Origin of the sequence: Methanomethylovorans sp. (assembly GCF_041447285.1) — an archaeon.
Taxonomy (GTDB): Archaea; Halobacteriota; Methanosarcinia; order Methanosarcinales; family Methanosarcinaceae; genus Methanomethylovorans.
Window position 1 is genome coordinate 92,390 of sequence record NZ_JBGMEB010000008.1, and the last position, 25,284, is coordinate 117,673.

A 25,284-nucleotide genomic window follows, 5' to 3' on the forward strand; every position below is an offset into this window, starting at 1 on the left:
TATCTGAACGTACTTTATTTATTTTATACTGACACGCAGGGTTTTTCATGTCCACTACACGTGATTATTATGAGATCCTTGGGGTTTCCAAGGAATCTACTGAAGCCGAGATTAAAAAGGCCTACAGGAAGCTTGCAATGCAATACCATCCGGATAAAAATAAGGCTCCGGATGCCGAGGAAAAATTCAAGGAGATCTCTGAAGCTTATGCCGTGCTCTCTGATGAGGAAAAAAGAGCCCAGTATGATAAGTTCGGTCACGCTGGTATAGATGGGCGCTATTCTCAGGAAGATATTTTCCGTGGTGCTGACTTCAGAGGCTTTGAAGATCTGGGAGATATACTTTCCGGAATCTTCGGAGGCGGTTTTGGAGGATTTGCCGGTGATATCTTCGGTGGTGGAAGAGGAAGACGCAATGCCCCAATGAGGGGTTCTGACCTGCGTTATGATCTGTCCATATCTCTTGAAGAAGCAGCTACAGGTGTGGAAACTACTATCAATGTCCCACGGGCGGAAAATTGTGAGACTTGTGGAGGTACCGGTGCAAAAGCAGGTACGACTCCTAAAACCTGTCCCACATGTCATGGCAGTGGACAGATAACCAGTGCACGCAATACACCATTTGGCCGCTTTATGAGTACAACTGTCTGTAACACATGTCATGGGAACGGTCAGATAATAGAGGATCCCTGTCCTGCATGTAAAGGTACGGGTAAGATCAAGAAAGTAAAGAAACTTTCTGTAAAGTTACCAAAGGGAGCTGATAATGGCCTGCGTTTGAAGATCCGGGGAGAAGGTGAAGCAGGAAGTCCAGGTGCTCCGGCAGGTGACCTTTATGTTATGGTGCATGTACAGCCTCACAAGACCTTCGAGCGCGTGGGCGACGATATACTATACGAATTGCCGATTTCATTTGTGCAGGCGACTTTAGGTGATGAGGTGCTTGTGCCGACTCTTTATGGAAATGTAAAAATGAACATTAAACCAGGGACACAGACGCATTCCGTTCTAAGGCTCAAAGGCAAGGGAATGCCACATCTGCATGGAAGTGGTGAAGGCGATCAGCTTGTCAGAGTCATCGTGCAAACACCGAAGAACCTTAATTCAGAGCAGAAAGAATTACTCCGGAAGTTCGATGAGCTTGACAGAAAGAGCGCCAAAAATAGTAAGCATTCAGGCATATTTGAAAAAGTAAAAGATGCATTCAGCTCATAGGCAAAGGGTATATTTGAACTCATAACCACCTTTTCTCTATTTTTATATCAAAATGAACGCGATAAGCGATAAAAGGCATGTGCTTGATATCCCTCTTGACGCAGAAGGGATTTTGGTTTGCAGACCAAACCGTTTTCTGGGAATAGTGGATATTATAACTCCCCAGGGATCAAAAGCTGAAAAAGTGCATATCCATGATCCTGGAAGGCTTGAGGACATACTCTATCCAGGAAACCGTGTGATTCTGAAAAAGGCTGATGGGAAAGGCAGAAAAACGCTTTGGGATCTTATTGGAGGAAAGGTAGGAGACAATTTTGTTCTTACTCATTCGGGATATCATAGGCAAATTTCCAACTGGGTTCTGGAGAACCAAATAATATCAGGCCTGGGAGATATTGAACATATCACTCCGGAGCAAGTATTTGGCGAAAGCAGGCTGGATTACCTGCTTGAAGGAGCAGGGCGTAGGACATGGGTTGAGGTCAAAGGTTGTACGCTTGCTGAAGATGGCAAAGCTATGTTTCCCGATGCTCCCACTGCCCGTGGAAAAAGGCACGTTGAAGAACTTATAAAAGCCTTACAGGCAGGGGATAATGCTATAATGATGGTATTGATCTTCCGCCAGGAAGCAAAGTGTTTTTGGGCTCATGAGAAAATAGATCCGGATTTTGCCGCTGCTTTTCTCCATGCCATCGAAGAAGGAGTACAGATACATCCTCTGGTTTTTACGTTTGAGAAAAAGGACGACTACGGCCAGGTATTCTTTTGCAGAAAATTGCCTCTTTGCAGCAAGTTAAGGAAAAGTTAGGCGGGCCCGCCGCGATTCGAACGCGAGTCAATGGGTATCTTCACGATTGTTTCGAAGCCCATTAGGATATCCTGGCTACCCTACGAGCCCACTTCTTGTTTATGGAACATCTGATAACGATAAAATTCTTAAAGGTTTCCATCCGGATGATCTCAGATAAGCCCAGAGAATATTTTGAGAGCCATTCCCCATAGTACTAACCCAACCATTTTCCTGAGAGTTTCGGACTTCATTCTTGCATGCATAAGATAAGAGCCTACCTGTGCTCCCAGAATAGCTGCAATTGTGATATAGATTAGAAGCTGAATATCAGGTTTCCATGAACTCAGGTGCGCTATAAGCCCTGAAAGCGAAGTGAACAATACAATAATTCCGGAGGTAGCAGCAGATTTCTTTACTGCGTATCCGAAATACAAAAGCAGTGGCATTATCAGAGAACCACCGCCTATTCCCAGCAGCCCTCCGATAAAACCCACTATAAACCCACTGGTCAAAATAAGGGGAAGAGAAAAAGGATGGTCATGGCTGCCTATCAAAATCTCTTTTTGAGGTTTCAACATCTCTATTCCTACAACTACCATAATGATACTGAATATCGCTAGCAGTATATCGGTGGGAACTATGTTTGTACAATAGGCACCTATGGGTGCAGCTATCATAGATATAATAAGGAATGGGGTAGCTACCCTAAGTTCTACAAGTCCTTTACGTAAATATGTAAAGGCAGCAGATGCAGATGTGGCAGTATTCAGCAACAAGCCCATAGGTATAGCACTAAGCAAGTCTATTCCTGACCAATAAAAAAGAGGAACATATACTATCGCACCTCCCAGGCCGATCATGGAGAACAGGGCAGACAAGAAGAATACCAGTACTGCAAATACCAGCGGATCCATGATATCATTGACCTAATTCTTCAGGTACTTTTTCTTGAACATAGCTATCTCTGTCTTACCGCCGACAACAGCTACCACGTCTCCTAATTGAATTACAAGTGACGGCGTGATATCTGTGATAACATTGTTATTCCTTTCTATTCCTATTATTGTACATCCTATCTTTGCCCGAATATCCAACTCCTTTATAGACTTCCCAGCAAGTGGGTCGCCATCTCTTACACGATGTTTTTCAATATCTATTCCTTCGTATAGCCTGATATCCTCATCTATAAGGGAACATGCATCTTTAGAGCATTCAGATGTCATTCTTGCAAGCATTTGCCCGGCGACTATGGAGATAGATGGAACATAATCTGCACCTGCTTTGTATATTTTATCAATAGATTTGTAGGAATTAGACCTTGCCATTATTGTCACTGAAGGATTTAGGTTCCTGGCTATGAGCGTTGCGAATATAACATCGTTGTCATCGTTAAGAGAAATTATTATCGTAGAAGCATTTTCAACATTTGCCTCTTTAAGTGTATCTTCTGAAGTAGCATTCCCCACTACAAAATCAAAATCAGCTTTTTCAAATACCTCTGGGTGAGCATCGACCACAAGGAAATTCAAATTATTCCGCTTTAATATCTCAGTAACTCTTTTCCCTACATCACCATATCCCAGCACGATAAGATGACCTTTATCGTTGTTCATATTGATTCACCGTGATTGTTTTCCTGATTACCCTGGGTCAGTTTTTTAAGTTTGGCGAGCTGTTCCATAGTGCCAATGGCAAGTAATACCGAATTCTCTCTTATCCTTTCATTTGGGGATATGTCGTATGTAAGCTTGCCCCCACTCCATATACCTACCACATTGGCACCAGTTCTTTCCCTGATTGAAGCACTGCGAAGTGTTTTACCCATCAGTAGGCTTTTAGGATATATCGGGAACTCTACTATGCTTACGCCTTCAAAGAATTCTGTTGTACCAGTCAGTTTTCCTACAAACGGATCAGCTGCCTTTCTGCCAATAAAATCTCCAAAAAGCTGTTTAGGTGACAGTACGCGAGTAGCTCCTGCATATTTCAGGTATTTGGCATTTGACACATTCTCTACGATGGCTATGATATTTACATCACATATCGCTCTTGCAGTGAGGACAATAGTAGCATTCATTTCATCTGATTTATTGGCAATGAAAAAACGTGCGGTATCTATATGGGCATTTTTAAGCGTAGTTTCATCAGATGAACTGCCAAAAATGCAGGCTATGTTCCTCTTTATAAGTGTCCTTACAAGTTTATCATCATCCTCTATGATGATATATGGGATATTTTTTTCTTGTAGCTCTTCTATGAGTGTTTCAACAATTTTATTATAGCCACATATTATTATATGATCGTTCAATTTTTCGGAAACTTTTAACGGAATAGCTGGTCTTACTGTTTTTTCCATCCAGGGAATAAGCAGCCACGTAAATAACAAACCAAAAACAAGTGGGATTCCTGAGAATTGCACAAATACTGAAAATAGTTTTCCTATAGTAGATTTGAATACAATATCTCCATATCCAACTGTAGTGACAGTGGCAGCTGTCCAATATATAGCATTAGGTATATTTGCAAACGCCAGCTGTCCTTCAGTACGCATTATCCATATAAAGGTAAAAATGTATGCGGTGAATACAACGACTAAAGAAACAACGTATTTCGCTATAGTCATGCGCCAGAAATACGTATGTTTCATGTGTCACCACATCCTGATGCCTTTTTCAGAATCCATGTACTATATAAGGTCCGAATACCATGAACGCAAAGGACATGAATATCAGTATTGCAAATGTTGCAGTTACGGCTGAAGACAAACGAAGCGACTGTTCTTCGTTCTTTGTCAGCCAGTAAATAAAGGCCTTTGTGTAATCTTTGAATATATGCCCTCCATCAAGAGGTACTGCGGGCAGGCAATTGAATAACCCCACATAGAAATTGAGCCATCCAATCCATAGCAGGGAATTAGCGATCCAGAATAGTCCTATTCCCAGCGGTTCTGCCCATCCGGCAGGTGCATAGAAATTAGCAAGCATCCCGCTAAATCCTGGGAACCCCTCTCCTGCAAATCCTACAATCGGCAATCCAAGCAGGATTATCCATCCAACTGTTCCCTTGAGCATTTCCGGGATACCCTTAAGCAAAGAAAGGTATGATGTAGCAGGGAATTCTCCCACTGTGATCCCAAGGCTTGTCATCACATCTTCATCCTGGCCAGTATACACTCCCAAGAACCCTTTCTGTCCACCTTCATCCGGATGAGATGCAAGCTGAACTGTTGCCTCAAATGTTTTTGATGTATTATCAGCAAGCAAGAGTTTTACAGATTGGTCAGTAGATGTGGTATTCATAAATGACCTGAAGTCATAGACAGTTCTCATAGGAACATCGTCCATTTGCATGATTCTCATGCCTTTCTGTAAGCCTGCTGCCTCTGCCGGAGAATCAGACACTATGCCCTGTATAAGAACGCCATTAACAGTTTCTTCAGCAGATCCTGCTTTGATCTCATAGGTGGAGCTAACCATCTCCTTTGAAGCCTGTACTCTGACCGTTTCTCCGGCTGGTATTGTATCAAGATATTCAAGCATCCCCAATACGTTGTCAACCGGCTTGTCATTTATTTGAGTGATGATCATCTGCGACTCGAGTCCCGCACTCGCAGCCTCCCCTTGCACATCGGTTATCATTACATTTCCAATGGGTACAATAGCACCGAGCACTGGCCCAAAGAGCAGAGATAAAGCAATAAGTGCAACGACAAAATTTGCCATGACGCCGGCTGCAAGAATACGTGCTCTTTGCTGTCTTGTGGCTGTTTTAGGATTTGTTACTTCAGTATTTTCATCAATTTTGCTTGAATCTTCTGTGCCAAAGAGTTCTTTTTCGTCTGGTTCAGCAAATCCTCCGACCGGTATAAGTGCTAACAATATACCCATGGACTTGACACGTATATTTTCCACCCTGCACAGGATTGCATGGGAGAACTCATGCACTACAAGAGTTACAACAAGTGCTATTAATCCCCATGTAAAGGGTATGAACTCATTAACACCCGGAATAAGGAATATGTTACGTGCTTCATTAAACTTACTGGGTTCAGGCATTGTATTGTTGGCTACAGATGCCAACATGCCAATATCTGAAGCTATCACAACAAGTAGCATTGCGAACATGCCTATAAACATCATCCTTATGCCGACATCAGCAAATAATCTCCAGGCCTTTTTGGGTACTGCCAGTTTGTCAAGTAGTTTCAGTCCCTTAGTAGTCCTGATCATTAACAAAGGGCCATAGCTTGTGATGTTGTGTCTTTCAAGGATACCCTTCCTGTTAAGATGAGATATTAACATCCAGTACAGGAGAAATAATGCAATTCCAACGGTCGTCCAGTTCAAATAAACTCTCCAATTAGGCACTGATATTATAACATCATTGCCTTTTTCTTTATAACCTATTTTATGGATCATAATGCTGCAAAAAAGCATAGCACTATGTTCTTCTAATTGTCAGTTTAATTGTCAGTGAGGTCTATATACTCTTTTCTGTCTGCGGCTTTCCACTTCAAAGGAAGGGACACGTGTACTGTAGTGCCTTTGCCTTCTTTGCTTACAATCCATATTGAACCATTATGCGCCGCAACTATATTTTTACATATATATAGTCCGACTCCAGTTCCGCCGTGTCTGCGGCTCATGGAACCATCTACTTGATGGAAAAGCGTAAAAAGATTGTTCACTTTGTCATAGGGTATGCCAATTCCATAATCAGATATTTCTATTTTTAGCGTATTTTCTTCTTCTTCTAAGTGGGCATCGATCTCGATTTTTCCATTTTTGTTTGAGAACTTTATGGCATTGTCCAGTATATTATGCAGCAATTCCTGGATCTTTGCAGGTTCAGCTTTCATGAAGGATATCTCGTGTGAAATCTTTTTATCCACTGTTATACCTTTATCTTCCAGTTCTCCTGCAACTCTGGCAATAGCTTCATCAATGGCACTGCCAATGTGCATAAGCTCAAAATTATATTCTATCTTTCCTGAATTAACATAACTTAGGTAAAGTAAGGAGTCTATCAAACTGCGTAATCTCTCTGCATTCCTGTATATAGATTCAGAAGCCTTTTTCTGTACCTCATTGAGTTCTCCAAGTGTCAATGAATCCAGAAGTTCACTGTATCCTATTATAGAGCTAAGTGGAGTTCTAAGTTCGTGTCCAAGATTTGCCAGGAATTCATTTTTTATTCTGTCCACAGATTGGAGTTCCTCATTGATCTTCAGTAGCTCCCGGTTGAATTTCTGTATTTGCTCCTGGGCTTTTTTCCTTTCAGTGATATCAAGAGTGACTATGATTCCACCATTGATATCTCCACGCGGTCCTTTCAAAGGATAACCTTTCACACTCCATATCCTTCCATCCGGAGTAGTCCTTTCTATTTCTCTGGAAATGCCGTGGATGTTAGCCTGCATGATGGAATCTTTTCCATTGCTATCGATTCCAAGGGTCCATATCTCATGGCACTGATTACCTATTACTGTACTGCGGTCTTTACTGAAGAAAGAGCATGCTGCCTGGTTTGCCCATAATATCTTCATATCAGTGTCATGGTACACGACGTGTTCTTCCATTCCATCGAGTATCATCTCTTTTTCGATCTCATGTTTGCGAACAGCTGCCTCTGCTTCTTTCCTTTCAGTGATATCTCTTGCAATTGTTAGTATCCGTTTCTTTCCGTCAAGTTTTACAATACTTATGCTAAGTTCTACTGGATATGTGGTGCCATCTCTTCGCAGGTGCTCTGATTCGAATATTCCGTGTTTGAAATGGTTTATTGCTGTCATCCTGGATTTTATCAGAGGAGAATTGTCAGGGGTTTCAATATCCTCAGGTCTAAGTTTCAATAGTTCTTCTTTTGTGTATCCGAGTCTTTGACAGGCGACACTATTGACTTCAAGAAAGTTATATTTCATATCCTGCATGAAAATCTCATCATTTACATTATCGAAAATGTACCTGAATTTGTTTTCGGATTCATTCAGTGCAGATTCAACTCTTTTGCGGCGGCTTATGTCCTTTGCAATGCTTAAGATCGCCTGGGAGTTCTCATAATATATAATACGACTGCTAACTTCAACAGGAAGTATAGCCCCATCATTGCAGATATAGCATGTTTCGTAGAATGAATACCTGTTCTTTAACAATTTGCTTTGCATTTCCTGCTCTTTTAAAAGGAATTCTTGAGACGTGATTTCAAGTAGCTTTTTTCCAAGCAGTTTCTCTCTACTGTATCCCAGGCATTTGCAGGCAGCATCGTTCAGATCCAGTATGTTCATGTGCATATCCTGGATAAAAATAGAATCGTTGGCGCTATGGAATAAAGTTCTGAATTTATGTTCAGAATGTGCAATTTCTTTTTCAGCTTTCTTTATATGATCTATATCAACCTGAGTACCAATTATCTTAACAGGGCTTCCTCGCGCATCACGGCTAACAACAGTGCCATTTACAACAATCCATTTCCAGACCCCATGCTTAGCCAGCATACGGATCTCATTTCTGAAATTATTATGTATGCCTTGATTTTCATGAGAATTATTAAAAAAAAGATTTTTCCAATCGTCTGGGTGAGTCAATTTATTCCAGAACGATATATGAGGCTTTATTTCTTCAGGATCGTATCCAAGCATACATGCCCAACGTTTGTTAACGTTAAGAGTGCCTTTGTTCATATCCAGTTCCCAAATCCCCATATCAATATCTTCAAGAGCGCTTTTCAATTCATGAAATGAATATTTCTTCCCATATAGCATGTTAGCTAAAGCGCGTATGAATCCCTTTTTATAAGTACTAATCAAAACTAAAGACAAAAATAAGAAAAAAAGAATCAACCAATCATAATGCCAGATGTCCAACTCATAATAACTGACATCTTGAGCAGCACTTGCAAGAGATACAAAATGCATTACGTATATGCATAAGAAAAAAAGCCCATTTGCACTTGTTTTCATCTATTTTCCTCTTGCTATTGTAATACAAAATAATGATGAACTTAGTATCTGTAAGATATGAATCTTCCGTTGAATATGTTCTGCTAGATACTTTGTGGACAGTTAGATTTATAATTGATACCGTTATTACTGCTATCTTAATCCTGAATGCGGGAGTAACCAAGCGGCCAACGGTGGTAGACTCAAGATCTACTCGCGCAGGCGTTCGGGGGTTCGAATCCCTTCTCCCGCACTCATATTTCTTATTTCTTGTTTTGTTTGTGATACTTCTTTCGTCTTTATTTTGTAATCTCTTCTATCTTTACAGTGCATTTGTTGCGCTAATTTGTTCTTATTGTGGTCTGGGAATATTTATATAGTTAAGCCTCAAAGAGAAGGCCCAGCTGTAAGGGTAAATAATGGTTCCCGTTGCAAATAAACGGTACTTGTTGCAATGGAGATCTATCAAAATAAACTTTATTGTGTGGGTGGTATAACGATAAGAAAAACAATTAAACTCGGGCTATGTTGCTGCATAATTGTTGCGGCAGTAATCTATGCTCAATTCAATAACAAATAGTAATGTGTTGGTATTCAATTCACTTTTTGGGGTGTTTCTTTGACAGGGAAGATAACTTATGAGGACGTAGCTATAGCAACAGTAGACATTATAAGGGAAGCTGAGACTTCCCTTTCTTATGATGTAGTCTGTGCGATTGAAAATGCATATAATAAAGAAGGATCTGAAATTGCAAAAGCACAGCTTGCAGCCATCCTGAAGAACATTGAACTATCCAAAAAGCAGTTAATACCCATGTGCCAGGACACGGGTATCATGGTATTCTTTGTAGAAATTGGCCGCTCTTTGATAATTGATTTTGATCTTGAAGGTGCTATTATTGAAGGTGTGCGCCGTGCAACAGTACAAGTGCCACTTAGGCCCAATGCCGTATCCCCTCTTTCCAGAAAAAACAGCGGGGACAATACAGGCGCAGGCCTGCCGGACATTAACTACAGTTTTGTAGAAGGCAACAAGCTTAGCATCACGGTAGCTCCAAAAGGTGCAGGCTCTGAGAACATGAGCGCCTTACGCATGCTAAATCCTACAGAAACCTCAAAGATAAGAGAATTCGTGCTGGAGACAGTGCTCAAAGCCGGTGGCATGCCATGCCCTCCTATTGTTGTGGGTGTTGGCATCGGAGGTTCTTTTGATAAATCAGCAAGGCTTGCAAAGCAAGCTCTTCTAATGAACATGGGCGACATGGATGCTTTTGAACTTGAGCTGCTCAATGACATCAATAAGTTGGGGATAGGTACCATGGGAATGGGGGGTAACATCACTGCTCTTGCTGTGCATGTTAAACAGGCACACTGTCATACTGCATCATTGCCAGTGGCAGTCAATATCCAGTGCTGGGCAAACAGACATGCTACTGTGGTCCTGGGAGGTGAACAATGAGCACCTACGAGCTAGTTACGCCTCTTAAAGCTGAAGATATAACACAACTCTCAGTGGGTGATGTCGTATACATTAGTGGCATTGTGTACACTGCAAGAGATGAAGCACATGCTCACATACTGGAATTGGATGAAGCAGGTGAAAAACTGCCCATTGACCTTGAAGGTGCTGTAATTTATCATTGTGGCCCCCTGATGGTCCAGGAAAACGATCAGTGGAAAGCAGTTGCTTCCGGTCCTACTACAAGTGCCAGAATGGCTAAGATGACGCCAAAACTGCTTGAAAAACACAATGTGCGTGCGCTTATTGGTAAAGGAGGCATGCAAGGGGTGACTGAGACACTTAAGGATAGGTGTGTGTATCTAGCCTATACGGGAGGATGCGCCGCCCTAGCAGCAGGTTCAATAAAAAAGGTCAGATCGGTACATTGGCTGCAATTAGGAATGCCTGAAGCTGTATGGGAACTTGAAGTCGAACGCTTTGGTCCCCTTATAGTTGGTATAGATGCTCATGGTAACGATCTTTTTGAAAAAGTGAGGGAAAAAGCCCTCACGGCTTTCTGTCAGCTCAGATAAGGAAGGTGAATGTAATCCACGCTATCATTGACAGAATAATGGAATGTTTCAGGCCAGCGGTTGCTGCGCCTTCTCCCATCTGTCCGGCTACAAGCCCGCTGAAAAATCCCTGTATAAGAGATGCGTGGAACATTATTCTTATAAAAAGGTCCGGGTTGAATGCACCCATGAACTGACTTCCTGCACCTGCATCTGTGGCAGCCTGGCCTGCTGTTGCCATGGTAGGCACGAAGGTCGTTGCAAGCATAGCTATGACAAAAAGGAACACGAAGAACGACATGTAGATGATCACCAGATATACCATCATGTTACCTTTTCGCTCCCTTTCAAGCTGTTTTACTTCTGTAGCATCCCTTGCTGCAGCTTCCAATACCTGTGAGACTTTTCCTCCGGCTTTGCTTGCCTGAGTGATCAGAGCAACAGATCTGCCTATAAGAGCTGTGTTCATCTTTCTGGCAAAAGTAAGCAGTGCCTCTTCGAAGGAAACTCCCCAGGACATACGAGTGTTCATCTTCTTTATCTCATTAGAAAGCTCTCCGTATTCTCCTTTTGCCACTGTTGCCACCGCTCTTGGAAGAGTAAGTCCTGCACGGCTCATCTCAGAAATGTCCCTAAGAAAAGTAGGCAAATATTCCTCTATTTTGCTAACATGCTTCATTTTCTTCTGGTACATAAGGGAAGCAGGGGCTATTGCTATCAGAACACTAAAGAAAATCACATCATCTACTATCGGATTAGGCCAATTGCGTATAAGGCCGGATATAAGGAATATAATTGCCAGAGGTGCACTCAAAATGAAGGTGTAATCCGGATAGATGCACAGTGTTGCGTAGGGATTTTTTATGAACTGCTTTAAGATCACGTTCTTACGGGAATTCTCCAATCCAACACGTACCGTAGTTTCTTCGATCTGACAAAGCGTTTCCTCATCAAGGTTTGGGTCCAGAGGAAACTCATTCCTAAAGAGTTTTTTCCATTCCATTCTTAGGCCTCCGGTGTCATGCTGCTGATTAGTAGAATGAACATTGCGCTTCCAAAGGGTATGATTGCATAAATTATCAGATACAGGAAGACCATTTCAGCTCCTCCCATTATTGCCATGATCGATATGACAACTATCATGAACAAAGGTCCTGCAACAAAAGCTGTAACATAGGTTTCACCTAGAAGGCCCAGAGTTTCCAGGAATTCTTTTTGCTTTTGTCTGTTCTCTATCAGATATTGCTCTGTCTTTATCTTAAAATAAGGCTCCAGTTCTCCTCCGGATGTTATGACTGTGATCGCCCCTTGCAGAAAATCCTGCAATGAGGGCGAAGGAGTCGTAAGAGCCAGATTCCTCATGCCTGAGACAAGGTTAAGTCCCAGTACTTCGATATCCCTTACGAGATATCTGGCTTCAACTGCCACATCTTTATATATGTCATTAGATGCAAGAGAACGAAAAAGTTCTAATGGAAGTACTCCTGCTCCTGCCATGGAGGACATATAGTTAATTGCATAAGGAAGCATACGCTCTATTCCTCGCTTCCTTTCTCCGGCCATGACAGCTGGATATAACACGAATGTTTTGTATACAGCACTGAATACAAAGATCCCGGTAATTATGTTCAGAACTAACCATTCAGCGATTTCTTTGTAATGGCTGAACTGAAGCATCCATTGGGGAGCAGTTATTCTTGATCCTGTAAAATCAGGAACTCCTACTAAATAGAAAAGCAGATTGACGGCAATGAGAGCAAAGACCGCACATAAAAACGAAGTGAGCAAAGCACCGGACATGTACATGTCATAGCCTATGCTCATTCTGTTCCTGAGCATGTTCAGTCGAAGACTGTAATACTCATGCCTTCGGTTATCATAATATTTTCCGAATATCTCATGGGCCAGACTAAAAAATATGTTAGTCATTCATATCCTGCCTTACCTGCTTCATTATAGTCTCAGGTTCCCTGCCGTAAGTCACAACAAGTTTAGCAAAGTCTTTGAAGTGACTGATCTTTTTCAGACGCGCCCATTCAAGAATATCTTGTCTTTTCTTAAGTTCATCTTTGAGTTTTTCTTCAGTCCATCCTCTGCTCTCCATAATGTTTTCCAGAACGTATGAACGACCTGAATATTGGAAAGCATCCTTTGCTGCATCCCAGATGAAAACCTCATTCGTGAGCAATTCTCCAGTTCTTGGATCAACACCTACAATTTCCGTAAGGGATTTGCATCTCCTTACTCTCTCTTCATTCACTTTTACTTGTGCCTGAATAGAAACAATGTCAAGAGCCTGGATCATTATCCTTGGAACGTTGATAGGCGGGTTCTCAAGTCTGTGTACAACAGATTGTACCGAATCTGCATGCATAGTAGAGAATGTAGTATGACCTGTTGACATTGCCTGGAAAAGTACATACGCTTCTGCTCCACGCACTTCACCCACAAGAATGTATTCAGGCCTTTGTCTAAGAGCTGCTCTTAAAAGCTCATACATCTGAATAGAACCTCTCTCTTCACCTGCAAAGGATTCCCTGGTGACACCTGGTATCCAGTTGGGATGTGAAAGGTTTAGTTCCCTTGTATCTTCAATGGATACTATCTTCATCTCAGGCTGGATGAAAAGAGATACTGCATTCATTGCAGTTGTTTTACCTGATGCTGTACCTCCAACGAATACTATGCTTTTACTCGAATCCACGGCCATCCACAGGTATGCCATCATGGCTGTGGAGAATGTATGGTAATTGACGAGATTTGCCGGTGTTATGGGATTCTCGTTGAACCGTCTTATGGTAAACGTGCTTCCACGGGTGGTAACCTCTCTTCCAAGAGTAAGCTGGATACGTGACCCATCTGGCATTGTCGCATCGAGAAGCGGGTTTGCTATGGATATGTGTCTTCCGCATAACTGAGCAATCCTTATGGCGAAAGCATCGAGCTCATCATCATCAGAGAAGATCACATTCGTGGGCACTGAGTTATAGGATTTGTGGAATACATAGATAGGAGTGTTGGGCCCATCACATGATACATCCTCAAGTCTCATATCGCGCATGAGTGGATCTATTCTTCCAAAACCGAGGAAGTCCCTGATCAAGTGATACATCACTCTTTCCCTTTTACGGACTGAAATATCTATCTTATATTCTCTTAAATATTTGGTACTATATTCCCTTAGATATTTTTCAGCACTCTTGTGATCGGTTTCCTTTAAGTTGAGCTCAAGCGTCTCTATCAACTGCTGTTTCATATTTTCCAGCAGTTTCTTTTCCTCTTCGGAAAGCAGGGGTTCAAGAACCTGATATTGATATTCATGCGTGACAGGATTATATGCAATTCTAATGTAGGCATATGGAGCATTAACCGGATACATCTCTATTTCTTTGAAATTGCTTCCTTCAGGAACAGCAAAGTCAACGATAGGACCATGTATTGCAATGTTGTATGCCTCTTCAAGTTCCTGTTTATTAGAAATAATATCTATCAATCGCTGGTGTAGAGGAACTTCTTTTTCCTCTTCTGTCTTTCCCCCATACTCAACAGCAAATTCCTTGCTATTAATAACGCTTTTTACTTTCTGCTCCCATTCGGAGCTCTTGTCAAAATCAATACTGTGGTTTGTAATCAATTTGTTATGATCCTCTGCCAGATGAGATTTCAGATCATCTGCAGTCTCATAAGAATCAGAATAATTATCTATATCTGAAAGGAGTAGATCAATAGCCTCTTCAGATTTTGAATTCTTATTATGTTTATTGGTTCCTGGAATTGCAGGAAGTGGTACTTCTTCTGCATTCCCACCATGTTGGACTCCATCGGCAAGATCCATGCTATGACCTCTTATTTTTTAGACTGGGAGAAAGGCAACTTAGCACCTGAAAGACGTGCTTTTTCAGTTTTTTGCTTTTTTTGGCCTTTTCCCTCTTCAAGTTCAGGTATTTTTATCCCACAGAGTGCGGCTCCAAGCCTGTTCATTGCTATAGAGATCTCTGAGTATGGATATTTTGTAACCACCGGACTTTTGCCTGTTATACTATTGGGTACACTAACATCCTCAGGCAGCACTTCAAGTATTTTCATATCAAGTGATTTTGCCAGCTTTTCTCTGTATTGTTCATCGTGTACTGGCACAGTTCTGTTAAGTACCATACCCGTGACTTCTTTTCCTAGTAATGCTGCAATTGTTTTCATCTTAGAGCCATCTGCAATGGCGGTCATTTCAGGTGTAAGTACCAGTAGAACTTCATTACATAGTTCTATGCAAGTGGCAGTTATGTGGTTCATTCCCGTAGGAGTGTCAATAATAATAAATTCAAAATTTGGTGCCATTTCAGATATAACATCTTTGAGCTTGGATGGATCTGCCTTTTTGAATCCCTGCAAGGATATGCCACAGGGAAGGATTTTAAGGCCGTTAGGTCCGTCGCACAGTGTATCGGTGACATTGGCTTCATCAGCCAATACTTCATGTAGTGTGATCTTATTATTCTCCAATCCCAGCATAAGACCTATATTTGCCATGCCAAGGTCAGCATCAATCAAAAGAGTCTTTTTTGCAAGACCGGCAAGTGCTGCTGCCAGATTGACAGCAAACATGCTTTTACCAGTTCCTCCTTTTCCGGAAGTTATTGTGTATATTTTGGCAGCCATCTTATTCACAACTTTGATCATCTATTCTTACTTTCAGTTCAAACTTTATACAAAGAATTAGGCAATATAAATATAAAAAGATAACTATAAAATAAAGGCTATTGAATTACGCTCAAGCTATATATAGGAAATTCCATCAACAACGTATGGAACAAAGCAAGTCAAGAGAGGTTCGTTTATATCTTTATCATGCAGGACAGTGTGATCCCAAAAAATGCACTGGTAGGAAAATGGTACGCTTCAATCTCGCTCGCTTGGTTGAGAAAGTAAATGCTATTCCCAGAGGTTCTATCCTTCTTGATCCGATGGCTGAAAAAGCTCTCTCTCCGGCTGATAACGTCAAAAAAGGGCTTACTGTACTTGACTGTTCCTGGGAACATGTGGAATCTGTTTTTCCCCAGTTACTCATGCTTGACCTGCAGCACCGTGCTTTACCATATCTTGTTGCGGGTAATCCGGTTAACTTTGGCCGCCCTTTCAAACTTACATCCGTGGAAGCTTTTGCCGCTTCTTTATACATACTTGGATATAAAGAGCAAGCTGCTTCTATACTTTCCAAGTTCAACTGGGGACATACGTTTCTGGAGCTTAACCACGAACCTCTGGAAGAATACTCCATGGCCAAAGACAGTATGGAAATACTTAACATCCAGTCCGAATATATATAAAAGTAATCACTACTGGGGGGAGGGTAACATATGGTAAAAATGCAGGTAGGAGTAATAGGCGGCGGGGTCTGTGACAATAAAACAGAGATGATAGCTGAAGAAATAGGCCGTGAACTGGCTTTGCGTGGTGTGACTCTGATATGCGGAGGATTGGGCGGTGTCATGGAGGCCTCTGCTCGTGGGGCAAAACGTCAAGGGGGAACTACCATAGGCATCCTCCCAGGTAATAGCCGAGAAGACGCCAACAGGTACATTGACTTCCAAATAGTCACTAATATGGGGCATGCACGCAATGCCATTATTGCTGCATCTTCTGATGTTTTGATCGCTGTTGGTGGTGAGTACGGTACTCTTTCAGAAATTGCCATAGCCCTTAAAATGGGAAAGACGGTTGTTGTTATTGAAAGCAAATGGGGTATTGAGGGAACCATCAAGGCCACTGATCCCCAAGAGGCTGTAGATTTTGCATTGAATGCAATTCCATAAAAAAAAGCAGTTCTTAACCATTTTTCTGCTATCCAATTCATATTTCAAGTTCTATCCCAATAGGGCAATGATCTGAACCCATGATTTCCGACAGGATAAAAGAAGACTTTATGTTATCCTTCAAGTTATCACTGGCAAAGAAGTAATCTATTCTCCAGCCAACATTTCTTTCTCTGGCCTTTGTTTTCATATCCCACCAGGTATACTTGCCGGACTGGTCGTTGAACATGCGCAAAGTGTCCAGGTAGCCATGATCTATCAATTTATCTATCCAGGCTCTTTCCTGAGGCAGGAATCCGGAAACTTTCTCATTCTCCTTGGGGCGTGCCAGGTCTATTTCTTTATGTGCTGTATTCACATCTCCACAAATTATGAGCTTCTTGCCCTGTGCTTTAAGAGCATCCAGACGTTCCAGGAACATGTCATAAAATTCCATTTTAAAATCAAGCCTCTCCCTGGAGGCTTTACCATTAGGGAAGTACACATTAAAAAGCATGAACTCCCCATAATCCGAGGTTAAGATTCTCCCTTCTGTATCAAACTTTTCAATTCCTACTTCATGGCTGATCTCTTTTGGCTCTTGTCTGGTGTAGAGGCCCACTCCGCTATATCCTTTCTTTTCTGCAGAAGAGAAATACGCTTTATATCCATCCACATGTCTTAGGTTTGAAGGTAACTGGTCTTCCTGTGCTTTTGTTTCCTGGAGACAGAGGATATCTGGTTGATGTGTTGTGAAAATGTCCATAAATCCCTTTTTGTACGCAGCACGAAGGCCATTGACATTCCATGAAAGTATCTTGATGCGGCTCATCTTTTATCCAGGTTCCATTGTACAGGTGGATATATAAACTGAACCTTTGAAAGCAATTTTTGTTATTACTATTCCAGAGAGCTAAGTAAAAATGTTTTATTCATGATCTGCTAAATTTCATAGGTAATGTAAGAAGATATTTGCTGTCAAGGTCAAGTACTTACGACCTAAAGTTCAATGTTTGAAGTGAAAATCAGTTTTATCTAATACGAACTATCAATTGAACGAAATTCTTAAATAATAATGAATATCATTTAGAATTGGATATCATCTATATCCAGACAAAAATGCCTTCAAGGCAGGTACAGGTGTAATTGTAATGGATACCATAGGGGAAGCAGATATGAAATACACTAACCAGCGTGTGGAGATAATCGCTTTCCTGCGTGAACACAAAGGTCATCCTACTGTTGATGAAGTTTATGATGGTGTCAGGAAAAAACTGACTCGCATCAGCAAGGCTACGGTTTATAAAAACCTGAAGTTCCTTTCTCAGAAAGGGTTACTTGAGGAGGTGAATGTAAAAGGGGTCACAAGGTTTGAAGCAAATTTTGTACCACATCATCATCTGATCTGCAGAAAGTGTGGAAAGATGGATGACTTTCAGTCAGAAAAATTGTTCGACTATTCAATGAAAATAGCCGAGGATATAGAAGGATTCAGTATTGATTCAATGAGTACTAATTTCTATGGGACATGTAAACAATGCAAGGAGGAGAATAGAAATGGATGAAGAAAGAGTAACTATGCCTTTAATAGGCGACGATGCACCGAAGTTCACAGCAAAGACCACAATGGGCGAGATCAAGTTCCCGGAAGATTACAAAGGCAAATGGGTAATCCTGTTCAGTCACCCTGCTGATTTCACACCGGTTTGTACTACTGAATTCATGACCTTTGCTTCTATGCAGGATGAATTCAAGAAACTCAACACAGAGCTTATTGGTCTTTCCATCGACAGTGTATATGCGCACATTGCATGGCTCCGTACCATCAAAGAGAAGATCGAGTTCAGGGGCATGAAGAATGTAGAGGTCACTTTCCCGGTTATCGAAGACCTGAGGATGGACGTTGCCAAGAAATTCGGAATGGTGCAACCAAATGCTTCTAACACACAGGCAGTAAGAGCAGTTTTCATCATTGACCCAAAAGCAAAGGTAAGAGCCGTTCTTTACTATCCACTGTCTAACGGCAGGAACATGGCCGAGATCAAGAGATTGCTCCTGGCTATGCAGAAATCAGATGCTGAAGGAATTGCAACTCCTGCAAACTGGCAGCCTGGAGAAGATGTCATAATCCCGCCACCGGGGTCATGCGGCGTTGCAAAAGAGCGTGTTGAGAAGAAGGAAGAAGGTAAGTATTGCCTGGATTGGTTCATCTGCTTTAAGAAAGAATCTAAGTGAATGTTTCCTTTGTAAAGTGGAGTTGATAAAAAATGGGAACTAAAGGAATAGAGATCCTTGGGATAAATGTTGATGAACTTGTAGCTAAACTGAACAGGGCATTAGCTGATGAATGGTATGCCTACTATCAGTACTGGGTAGGGGCAAAAGTAATCAAAGGCCCCATGAAGGAGGAAGCAGCTGCGGAACTTATCCAGCACGCAGCTGATGAGCTAAGGCATGCCGACATGCTTGCCACCAGGATCATTCAGCTTGGTGGAACACCAGTGCTGTCCCCTGCAGACTGGGACAAGCTTTCACACTGTGGTTATGACGCTCCCAAAGACCCCTTTGTGAAAAAGATACTTGAACAGAACATCAAGGGTGAGCAGTGCGCTATCCAGGTATACAATGGCATCCTTCAGATGGTCAAGGATAAAGATCCTGTGACCTACAACATAGTGCTCCAGATCCTTACAGATGAGATTGAGCATGAGGATGACCTGCAGGCAGTGATGGAAGATATCGAGCTATTGCAGCGCAGAGATTGATAGTATAAAGGCTCCTGACCATTAAAGGTCAGAACCTTTCCTTTATTGTTGTTATAAGCTTTATGTCACTCTAGTTGAAAACATGGTTTAAAAATTACAATATGACACAATATAATTTGGGTGGAATAGATGTGGAGTTACAATCTGGTTATCTGGATTGTGATTATTGACAAATTAATTAACAAATGAGGGATAAGATTGGTTGAGTTGCTTTTATTAAGCCGGCTTCAGTTCGCTCTAACAGTTGCATTTCATTTCCTGTTCGTTCCATTAACACTGGGACTTGCATTGTTAGTAGCCACCATGGAGACGGTATACTACAAGAATAAAGATGAAACCTGGCGGAAGATGGCCGATTTCTGGGGCCGGATATTCAAGATTAACTTTGCAATAGGTCTTGTTACAGGACTTGCAATGACTTTCCAGTTTGGAACGAACTGGGGTGCTTATTCTGAGTTCATGGGTGATGTCTTTGGACCACCTTTGGCAGTGGAAGCATTATTGGCTTTCTTCCTTGAAGGCACTTTCTTTGGTGCATGGATATTCCTTGACCGCAACCGTCAGAAACTAAAGGCCTTTTCCATGTGGATGGTCGCTCTGGGTACTAACATATCTGCATTGTGGATCATCACAGCAAATGGGTTTATGCAAAATCCCGTAGGCTATGAGATGGCAGCTGATGGAAGCAAGGTTATAATGACAGATTTCATTGCTCTCCTTACAAACAGTTATGTATGGTACATGCTGGTGCATACTTTGCTTTCAGCATATCTGCTGACTGCGTTCCTGATAATGGGGATCTGTGCATACCATTTCCTTAAAAAGAACAACAATGACGTATTCAGGAAGTCTTTCAGCATAGCGGTTATCGTAGCACTAGTTACTGCAGTCTTGCTTCCGGTTCTTGGTCATGGTTATGCACAATACGTTGTTGAGGTCCAGCCTGCAAAGGGGGCAGCAATGGATGCAGTATGGGAAACAGGATCCTCAGTACCCATGTATCTGATACAGGTACCGGATGCAAGTACTGGTTCTAACAGTATCGAATTACTGGGAATTCCGGGTTTTGCAAGCTTCCTGTATACTGGAAGTTTCAGTGGAACAATTACAGGACTTAACCAGCTACCTCAGGACGAATTGCCGCCTGTTGGAATGGTATTCTGGAGTTTCAAGTTGATGACAATACTAGGCTTTATTTTCATTGCAGAGGCTCTTGCAGGCTTATATCTGCAAAAGTCAGGAAAACTGTACATGTCAGATAAATATCTGAAGCTGCTGATGTGGTCGATTCCTCTTCCATATATTGCCATAACTGCTGGCTGGATCGTAGCTGAAGTAGGAAGGCAGCCCTGGATAGTATACGGGCTATTGAAGACAGCTAATGGTATATCCTCAGTTCCGCTATCAGATGTATTGTTAAGTATTCTTCTGATCAGTGGATTTTATCTTGCATTGATAGTCTTTGAAATATACCTTATAAAGAAAACCGTGGTTAATGCCATAGGAGTTGAGTGAATATGTTGGATTTCCTAACTCGCGACATTCTTGCAGTAATCTGGTTTTTCCTGTGGTGTGTAATATGGGGAGTCTACTTCATTGTAGACTCATTTTCCCTGGGTGCAGGTCTTTTAACGCCCTTTATTGCCAAAGATAAGGTGCAGAGGATACAGGTCCAGAGATCTGTGGGTCCTTTCTGGGGTGGGAATGAGGTCTGGCTCATCCTGGCTGCCGGAGGAACTTTCGCTGCATTTCCGCTGGTATTCTCCAAGATGTTTACATTCCTGTACCTCCCGATGATGTTACTGCTCATCGGTCTGATAGCAAGGGGCATTTCAGTGGAATATCTTCACAAGGATGACAGTTCCAAGATACAGAATGTGCTCATGTGGGGATGGTTCGTTGGAAGCCTTCTGGTCTCTTTGGTTCTGGGGGTTGCATTTGCAAACTTCTTCAAGGGTCTTGAAATAGCTGCCGGAGGAGTTTATGAAGGCACCCTTCTTGGACTGTTCGGTCCATATGCATTGATAGGCGGTGTCTTGTTCGTGCTTATCAGTGTTACTTCAGGTGCTCTGTGGATCAAGGTCAAGACAGAAGGTGCCCTGGCTACAAAAGCAGGAGACATTGCAAAGAAGACCAGTATTGTTGTGCTGGTGCTTTCTTTGGTCTACCTTGCATATTCCTTTGCAGGCATCGAAGGCTTTACAGCAAACTATTCGGCCACACCTGCTCTGTATGCACTGCCAGCTCTCGCAGTTATAGCTGCAATACTTGCTGTGGTTTTTGCAAAGCAGGAAAAGGCATTCTTGGCTTTTTGCTGTAACCTTGGAACGATATTGTTCATTGTCGAGAGCGGACTTGCAAGCATATATCCATACATGCTGAAGTCATCTGTTGCTCTTGAATACGGAATAGATGTCTTTGAGGCTGCATCGAGCCAGATGACCTTGAGTATCATGCTTGGAGGAGCACTGGTGTTCGTACCCATAGTCATCATCTACCAGCTGTGGGTATATACCCTGTTCAAGGAAAAGATCAAAGAGACGGAACAGGTCGATTACTGACCTGTTTTCCTTTCTGTTTTTTATTCGAACATAAATGTTTAATAGGTCTGAATAGAAGTATTTTCTTCATGGGGCCTTTGCTGATCTTTTTACTTTCTCTGGTTGTTGTGCTTATACTGACGACCTATGTGCGCCTACATCCGTTCCTCAGTCTTGTGATAACCTCACTATTTGTAGGAATAATGGCTGGCAGACCTGAAGATGCACTAACTACCATATCTTCAGGCATGGGCAAGGTGTTCTCACAGTTTGCTATAATTATCACTGCCGGTAGCATCATTGGGCTGGTTCTGGAAAGAACAGGACGTATGGATGTCATTGCCAATGATCTTATCCGGCTATCCAGAAAGCCTCTGCTGGCCTTAAATATTCTGGGTTTTCTGTTTGCTGTGCCTTTTATGTGTTCTATCCTTGCTTATGTAGTATTTTCTCCTCTGGCAAAAGATGTGAGCCGGAAATTAAATATTCCAACCGGAGTAGCTGCAACTTCACTTGTACTTGGAACACTGGCCTCCTTTGATATGGTATACCCTTCACCTGTCATACTCAGTGCTGCAAGTGAACTGAACGTTGATGTTGCTAAAATATTCTTTATGGGATTAATGATATCCCTACCGATGACATTTGTAGGATACTTGTATGCATCCCGATCAGTAAAGATCAATGCATATCTCGATCTCATAAAGGCAATTTCCTTTGAGGAAAAACAGGTCAGTAGAGCTTCAGCATACTTGCCTATCTGCCTACCCATTCTGCTGATACTTGCGGGTGTTTTTGCATCTAATCCCGTGATCAGGTTCATAGGAGAGCCTGATGTGGCATTACTAATTGGTGTGATGCTCTGCCTGGGGTGGTCACGATCATATGGTAAAGAACTGCATGAATGGGTAGAGAAGGCCATCAGACGCAGTGGTATAGTGCTGTTGGACCTGTGTGGGGGTGGAGCACTCGGAGCCACATTCGCAATGACAGGAGCAGGTGAAGCATTGGGCAATTTATTCATAAATTTGGCTCTTCCTGCTTTGTTGATACCTTTCCTGGTAGCTGTGGCAGTGCAGACGGTGCAAGGTTCGCGTGTTGTCACGATGCTGGTAGTACCCTCCCTAATAATGCCCATCCTCCCCCAGCTTGGACTTCCAGCGGAGATAAGTCTATTATCAATGGCATGTGGTACTTTTCTCTTCTCTCACGTAAACGATCCATTCTTCTGGATTTTTAGAGATCTGTCAGAAATGGAAACCAAAGAAGCCCTTAGAGAATATACCTTCGGCGGCATCCTGATGGGGTTTACAGGCTTGCTGCTCCTTGGGTGCGGATACATAATAGCATTTTAAAAATACCAAGATAAACGGGCAAAAAAGAAAAAAGAAAAGACCAGGATAATTATCCGGTCTTAGTGGTGGTCATGGTGTTCTTCTGCTTTCTGCTTTTGCCAGTTTTTATCTGCTTCCTGCACAGAAGCAAGACACTTTTTGCAGAGCATCACAGTATCCTCTTCTTCACCTTTTGAAAAAGAAGGCCTGGATATCTGTACAGGCTGCAATTGTGCAATAGCTCCACACAGGTCGCACTTTCCGGCAGTTCCGCATGAACTGGATGTTGCTGTCATGTCAGCGGTCTCTTTTGCCGCCTTAAGACATTGTTCACATAGTCCTTTCCAGATGCCCTCCGGATATGAATGCTCAAAGCGAGGAGCAAAAGCCCTTACAGGAACAACAGTGGGTATTGAAACGCCACATAGATCGCAATCTGCCATTTTCTTTACCTCCTTAGATTAACACCTTTGCGGCTTCCATTGCCCAGTAGATGAATGGTTCTGACCAGAAACCAATTGCCAATACAAATATTGCTGCAATAACCATTGCAAATGTGTATGACTTTGGCTCTGCGATCTTTACTCCATCAGAAGGCAGGAAATACATGTATTTCACAACTCTGGCATAATAGAACAGTGAGATTGCACTGTTGAGGATCGCGATAACTGCCAACCACACAAGTCCGGCTTCTATGGTTGATGCGAACAGCACGAACTTACTCATATAACCGGCTGTAAGGGGTATACCTGCAAGAGCAAAGAGGAAAATGGTCATACAGAGAGCAGTGACCGGCATACGTTTGCCAAGGCCCCGGAAGTTATCGATGTGGTCAGGCACTTCTGCATCCTTTTTCTCGGAAAGTACCATGTATGTGACCGCTGCAGTTGCAATAAATGCACCTGCTTTCATGAAACCATGAGACAGAGCATATAATATTGCGCCTGCAAGAGCTGTCTTGGTCATAACTACAAAGGCCATGGTAATATAGCCTGCCTGGGCAACGGATGAGTATGCAAGCATTCTCTTGACACTGGTCTGTGAGAGTGCCACGACATTACCCAATGTCATCGTAATGACTGCAAGTATGGCAAATGCAGTAGTCCACTCGGCCTGCAAAGCAACCAGAGCTATCATGAAGACCTTGAAAGCTGCTACAAAGCCCATTTTCTTGGAGCCTGCTGCAAGCAGTGAGGACACGACCGAAGGAGAACCCTGGTAAGTGTCTGGTGCCCACATATGGAATGGTACGAGAGCGATCTTAAATCCAAGGCCTGCTATCATCAAAACTACAGCCAGTAAACCCATTGGGCTTCCGAGTAGTAAACTTATGTTTTCTGCAATACCCGGGATGCTGGTAGTACCTGTCGCACCATATATGAATGATATACCAAAGAGCATCAAAGCTGCAGATAATGATCCTATCATGAAGTACTTCATTGAAGCTTCCAATGAAACTGGATTCTTCTTCTCGAAACCTGCCAAAGCATATGTTGCAAGACTTGCCAGCTCAAAAGCAACGAACAAAACCATAAGGTCATTGGCCGATGCTACGAACATCATACCTGCTGTTGCAAAGATCATCAGGGAGTAGAACTCCTCTGTGTGTGTATTGCCTTCAGTGTACTTTATAGATGCAATAGATACCAGTAAAGCAACTGAAAGGAACACTATCTTGAAGAACTGGGATAATGCATCAAAGGAAAGAGTATCATTGAAAAGCATGCCTTCTGTCCCGAGACTTGTCACTACAAGCACAAGGGATGCAAGTATTCCCAGAGACGCAAGGTAACCCAGTATCTTTTTTGTTTTCACACTAAGGAATAATCCGATGAGCAGGACTGCAAGTCCCGTTCCCACCAGAGTAAGTTCAGGTGTGAGTAAGGTCATATCTGCCATTTA

Annotated in this window: 24 protein-coding genes and 2 tRNA genes; 13 read left to right on the plus strand and 13 right to left on the minus strand. The window is 42.3% G+C overall.

Features of this window, described 5'->3' with window-relative positions; genetic code table 11:
* The first annotated feature begins 47 nt into the window (after positions 1–47).
* Both dnaJ and sfsA read left to right on the plus strand, forming a co-directional pair.
* On the plus strand, positions 48–1,214 hold the full coding sequence (gene dnaJ / locus ACC612_RS05695) for a molecular chaperone DnaJ (protein WP_371853527.1): 1,167 nt from the start codon (positions 48–50) through the stop codon (positions 1,212–1,214).
* A 52-nt stretch (positions 1,215–1,266) separates the two neighbouring features.
* The gene (gene sfsA, locus ACC612_RS05700) at positions 1,267–2,022 is read left to right on the plus strand and encodes a DNA/RNA nuclease SfsA (protein WP_371853528.1); all 756 of its coding nucleotides are present in this window, start codon (positions 1,267–1,269) and stop codon (positions 2,020–2,022) included.
* Position 2,023: 1 nt separating this feature from the next.
* Here the strand turns inward: sfsA and ACC612_RS05705 are convergent.
* The 6 genes from ACC612_RS05705 to ACC612_RS05730 all read right to left on the minus strand — a co-directional run bounded on the left by ACC612_RS05705 (position 2,024) and on the right by ACC612_RS05730 (position 8,962).
* Positions 2,024–2,112, minus strand: a tRNA-Arg gene (locus ACC612_RS05705).
* A gap of 62 nt (positions 2,113–2,174) precedes the next feature.
* Complete coding sequence (locus ACC612_RS05710; protein WP_371853529.1) at positions 2,175–2,918, minus strand: sulfite exporter TauE/SafE family protein; 744 nt, start codon at positions 2,916–2,918, stop codon at positions 2,175–2,177.
* A gap of 12 nt (positions 2,919–2,930) precedes the next feature.
* Positions 2,931–3,617 (minus strand): TrkA family potassium uptake protein, encoded by a 687-nt coding sequence (locus tag ACC612_RS05715; RefSeq protein ID WP_371853530.1) that lies wholly within the window; start codon positions 3,615–3,617, stop codon positions 2,931–2,933.
* Positions 3,614–4,651, minus strand: a complete 1,038-nt coding sequence (locus tag ACC612_RS05720) for a TrkA family potassium uptake protein (protein WP_371853531.1) — start codon at positions 4,649–4,651, stop codon at positions 3,614–3,616. The genes ACC612_RS05715 and ACC612_RS05720 overlap by 4 nt, the downstream gene beginning before the upstream one ends.
* A gap of 25 nt (positions 4,652–4,676) precedes the next feature.
* On the minus strand, positions 4,677–6,350 hold the full coding sequence (locus ACC612_RS05725; protein WP_371853532.1) for a site-2 protease family protein: 1,674 nt from the start codon (positions 6,348–6,350) through the stop codon (positions 4,677–4,679).
* A 116-nt stretch (positions 6,351–6,466) separates the two neighbouring features.
* A complete protein-coding gene (locus ACC612_RS05730; RefSeq protein WP_371853533.1) occupies positions 6,467–8,962 on the minus strand; it encodes a PAS domain S-box protein in 2,496 nt (831 codons plus the stop codon).
* 149 nt (positions 8,963–9,111) lie between these two features.
* Between ACC612_RS05730 and ACC612_RS05735 the strand changes: the two genes are divergently transcribed.
* The 3 genes from ACC612_RS05735 to ACC612_RS05745 all read left to right on the plus strand — a co-directional run bounded on the left by ACC612_RS05735 (position 9,112) and on the right by ACC612_RS05745 (position 10,975).
* Positions 9,112–9,194 (plus strand) — tRNA-Leu (locus ACC612_RS05735).
* Positions 9,195–9,560: 366 nt separating this feature from the next.
* Positions 9,561–10,400 carry a fumarate hydratase gene (locus ACC612_RS05740; RefSeq protein ID WP_371853534.1) on the plus strand — a complete coding sequence of 280 codons (840 nt, stop codon included), beginning with the start codon at positions 9,561–9,563 and terminating at the stop codon, positions 10,398–10,400.
* The gene (locus ACC612_RS05745; RefSeq protein ID WP_371853535.1) at positions 10,397–10,975 is read left to right on the plus strand and encodes a FumA C-terminus/TtdB family hydratase beta subunit; all 579 of its coding nucleotides are present in this window, start codon (positions 10,397–10,399) and stop codon (positions 10,973–10,975) included. Before ACC612_RS05740 ends, ACC612_RS05745 begins: the two co-directional genes overlap by 4 nt.
* Here the strand turns inward: ACC612_RS05745 and ACC612_RS05750 are convergent.
* From ACC612_RS05750 to minD, 4 genes are read right to left on the minus strand one after another with little or no spacing between them, the layout of a single operon-like run.
* Positions 10,968–11,957: a type II secretion system F family protein gene (locus tag ACC612_RS05750; protein WP_371853536.1), complete on the minus strand. Its 990-nt coding sequence runs from the start codon at positions 11,955–11,957 to the stop codon at positions 10,968–10,970. The genes ACC612_RS05745 and ACC612_RS05750 overlap by 8 nt on opposite strands.
* A gap of 2 nt (positions 11,958–11,959) precedes the next feature.
* Positions 11,960–12,883 carry a type II secretion system F family protein gene (locus ACC612_RS05755; protein WP_371853537.1) on the minus strand — a complete coding sequence of 308 codons (924 nt, stop codon included), beginning with the start codon at positions 12,881–12,883 and terminating at the stop codon, positions 11,960–11,962.
* Positions 12,876–14,789: a type II/IV secretion system ATPase subunit gene (locus tag ACC612_RS05760; protein WP_371853538.1), complete on the minus strand. Its 1,914-nt coding sequence runs from the start codon at positions 14,787–14,789 to the stop codon at positions 12,876–12,878. The genes ACC612_RS05755 and ACC612_RS05760 overlap by 8 nt, the downstream gene beginning before the upstream one ends.
* 11 nt (positions 14,790–14,800) lie before the next feature.
* Positions 14,801–15,610: a cell division ATPase MinD gene (minD, locus tag ACC612_RS05765; RefSeq protein WP_371853539.1), complete on the minus strand. Its 810-nt coding sequence runs from the start codon at positions 15,608–15,610 to the stop codon at positions 14,801–14,803.
* A gap of 146 nt (positions 15,611–15,756) precedes the next feature.
* Between minD and ACC612_RS05770 the strand changes: the two genes are divergently transcribed.
* Both ACC612_RS05770 and ACC612_RS05775 read left to right on the plus strand, forming a co-directional pair.
* A complete protein-coding gene (locus ACC612_RS05770; RefSeq protein ID WP_371853610.1) occupies positions 15,757–16,278 on the plus strand; it encodes a DUF367 family protein in 522 nt (173 codons plus the stop codon).
* A gap of 30 nt (positions 16,279–16,308) precedes the next feature.
* Positions 16,309–16,764 carry a TIGR00725 family protein gene (locus ACC612_RS05775; protein WP_371853540.1) on the plus strand — a complete coding sequence of 152 codons (456 nt, stop codon included), beginning with the start codon at positions 16,309–16,311 and terminating at the stop codon, positions 16,762–16,764.
* Positions 16,765–16,801: 37 nt separating this feature from the next.
* On the opposite strand, the gene ACC612_RS05780 is transcribed toward ACC612_RS05775, so the two are convergent.
* Positions 16,802–17,575, minus strand: a complete 774-nt coding sequence (locus tag ACC612_RS05780) for an exodeoxyribonuclease III (RefSeq protein WP_371853541.1) — start codon at positions 17,573–17,575, stop codon at positions 16,802–16,804.
* Between the two features lie 319 nt (positions 17,576–17,894).
* Here ACC612_RS05780 and ACC612_RS05785 point away from each other — a divergent pair, with 319 nt between their 5' ends.
* The 6 genes from ACC612_RS05785 (at position 17,895) to ACC612_RS05810 (ending at position 23,403) form a co-directional block, all read left to right on the plus strand.
* Positions 17,895–18,308 (plus strand): Fur family transcriptional regulator, encoded by a 414-nt coding sequence (locus ACC612_RS05785; protein WP_371853542.1) that lies wholly within the window; start codon positions 17,895–17,897, stop codon positions 18,306–18,308.
* A 13-nt stretch (positions 18,309–18,321) separates the two neighbouring features.
* A complete protein-coding gene (locus ACC612_RS05790) occupies positions 18,322–18,978 on the plus strand; it encodes a peroxiredoxin (protein WP_371853611.1) in 657 nt (218 codons plus the stop codon).
* Positions 18,979–19,010: 32 nt separating this feature from the next.
* Complete coding sequence (locus ACC612_RS05795; protein WP_371853543.1) at positions 19,011–19,508, plus strand: ferritin-like domain-containing protein; 498 nt, start codon at positions 19,011–19,013, stop codon at positions 19,506–19,508.
* 198 nt (positions 19,509–19,706) lie between these two features.
* The gene (locus ACC612_RS05800) at positions 19,707–21,023 is read left to right on the plus strand and encodes a cytochrome ubiquinol oxidase subunit I (RefSeq protein WP_371853544.1); all 1,317 of its coding nucleotides are present in this window, start codon (positions 19,707–19,709) and stop codon (positions 21,021–21,023) included.
* Between the two features lie 2 nt (positions 21,024–21,025).
* On the plus strand, positions 21,026–22,069 hold the full coding sequence (cydB, locus tag ACC612_RS05805; RefSeq protein ID WP_371853545.1) for a cytochrome d ubiquinol oxidase subunit II: 1,044 nt from the start codon (positions 21,026–21,028) through the stop codon (positions 22,067–22,069).
* A 68-nt stretch (positions 22,070–22,137) separates the two neighbouring features.
* Positions 22,138–23,403 (plus strand): GntP family permease, encoded by a 1,266-nt coding sequence (locus ACC612_RS05810; RefSeq protein WP_371853546.1) that lies wholly within the window; start codon positions 22,138–22,140, stop codon positions 23,401–23,403.
* Positions 23,404–23,462: 59 nt separating this feature from the next.
* On the opposite strand, the gene ACC612_RS05815 is transcribed toward ACC612_RS05810, so the two are convergent.
* Both ACC612_RS05815 and fpoN read right to left on the minus strand, forming a co-directional pair.
* Entirely contained in the window at positions 23,463–23,825 is a 363-nt protein-coding gene (locus ACC612_RS05815) for a F420H2 dehydrogenase subunit FpoO (protein WP_371853548.1), read from the minus strand.
* Between the two features lie 13 nt (positions 23,826–23,838).
* Positions 23,839–25,281: a F(420)H(2) dehydrogenase subunit N gene (gene fpoN, locus ACC612_RS05820; RefSeq protein ID WP_371853550.1), complete on the minus strand. Its 1,443-nt coding sequence runs from the start codon at positions 25,279–25,281 to the stop codon at positions 23,839–23,841.
* Positions 25,282–25,284 lie beyond the last annotated feature (3 nt).

Bases quoted from the DNA above. Each gene is read 5' to 3' on its own strand.
- dnaJ (WP_371853527.1), top strand. From the start codon at position 48: ATGTCCACTACACGTGATTATTATGAGATCCTTGGGGTTTCCAAGGAA.
- sfsA (WP_371853528.1), top strand. From the start codon at position 1,267: ATGAACGCGATAAGCGATAAAAGGCATGTGCTTGATATCCCTCTTGAC.
- ACC612_RS05710 (WP_371853529.1), bottom strand. From the start codon at position 2,918: ATGGATCCGCTGGTATTTGCAGTACTGGTATTCTTCTTGTCTGCCCTG.
- ACC612_RS05715 (WP_371853530.1), bottom strand. From the start codon at position 3,617: ATGAACAACGATAAAGGTCATCTTATCGTGCTGGGATATGGTGATGTA.
- ACC612_RS05720 (WP_371853531.1), bottom strand. From the start codon at position 4,651: ATGAAACATACGTATTTCTGGCGCATGACTATAGCGAAATACGTTGTT.
- ACC612_RS05730 (WP_371853533.1), bottom strand. From the start codon at position 8,962: ATGAAAACAAGTGCAAATGGGCTTTTTTTCTTATGCATATACGTAATG.
- ACC612_RS05745 (WP_371853535.1), top strand. From the start codon at position 10,397: ATGAGCACCTACGAGCTAGTTACGCCTCTTAAAGCTGAAGATATAACA.
- ACC612_RS05750 (WP_371853536.1), bottom strand. From the start codon at position 11,957: ATGGAATGGAAAAAACTCTTTAGGAATGAGTTTCCTCTGGACCCAAAC.
- ACC612_RS05755 (WP_371853537.1), bottom strand. From the start codon at position 12,883: ATGACTAACATATTTTTTAGTCTGGCCCATGAGATATTCGGAAAATAT.
- ACC612_RS05760 (WP_371853538.1), bottom strand. From the start codon at position 14,789: ATGGATCTTGCCGATGGAGTCCAACATGGTGGGAATGCAGAAGAAGTA.
- minD (WP_371853539.1), bottom strand. From the start codon at position 15,610: ATGGCTGCCAAAATATACACAATAACTTCCGGAAAAGGAGGAACTGGT.
- ACC612_RS05770 (WP_371853610.1), top strand. From the start codon at position 15,757: ATGGAACAAAGCAAGTCAAGAGAGGTTCGTTTATATCTTTATCATGCA.
- ACC612_RS05775 (WP_371853540.1), top strand. From the start codon at position 16,309: ATGGTAAAAATGCAGGTAGGAGTAATAGGCGGCGGGGTCTGTGACAAT.
- ACC612_RS05780 (WP_371853541.1), bottom strand. From the start codon at position 17,575: ATGAGCCGCATCAAGATACTTTCATGGAATGTCAATGGCCTTCGTGCT.
- ACC612_RS05785 (WP_371853542.1), top strand. From the start codon at position 17,895: ATGGATACCATAGGGGAAGCAGATATGAAATACACTAACCAGCGTGTG.
- ACC612_RS05790 (WP_371853611.1), top strand. From the start codon at position 18,322: ATGCCTTTAATAGGCGACGATGCACCGAAGTTCACAGCAAAGACCACA.
- ACC612_RS05795 (WP_371853543.1), top strand. From the start codon at position 19,011: ATGGGAACTAAAGGAATAGAGATCCTTGGGATAAATGTTGATGAACTT.
- cydB (WP_371853545.1), top strand. From the start codon at position 21,026: ATGTTGGATTTCCTAACTCGCGACATTCTTGCAGTAATCTGGTTTTTC.
- ACC612_RS05810 (WP_371853546.1), top strand. From the start codon at position 22,138: ATGGGGCCTTTGCTGATCTTTTTACTTTCTCTGGTTGTTGTGCTTATA.
- ACC612_RS05815 (WP_371853548.1), bottom strand. From the start codon at position 23,825: ATGGCAGATTGCGATCTATGTGGCGTTTCAATACCCACTGTTGTTCCT.
- fpoN (WP_371853550.1), bottom strand. From the start codon at position 25,281: ATGGCAGATATGACCTTACTCACACCTGAACTTACTCTGGTGGGAACG.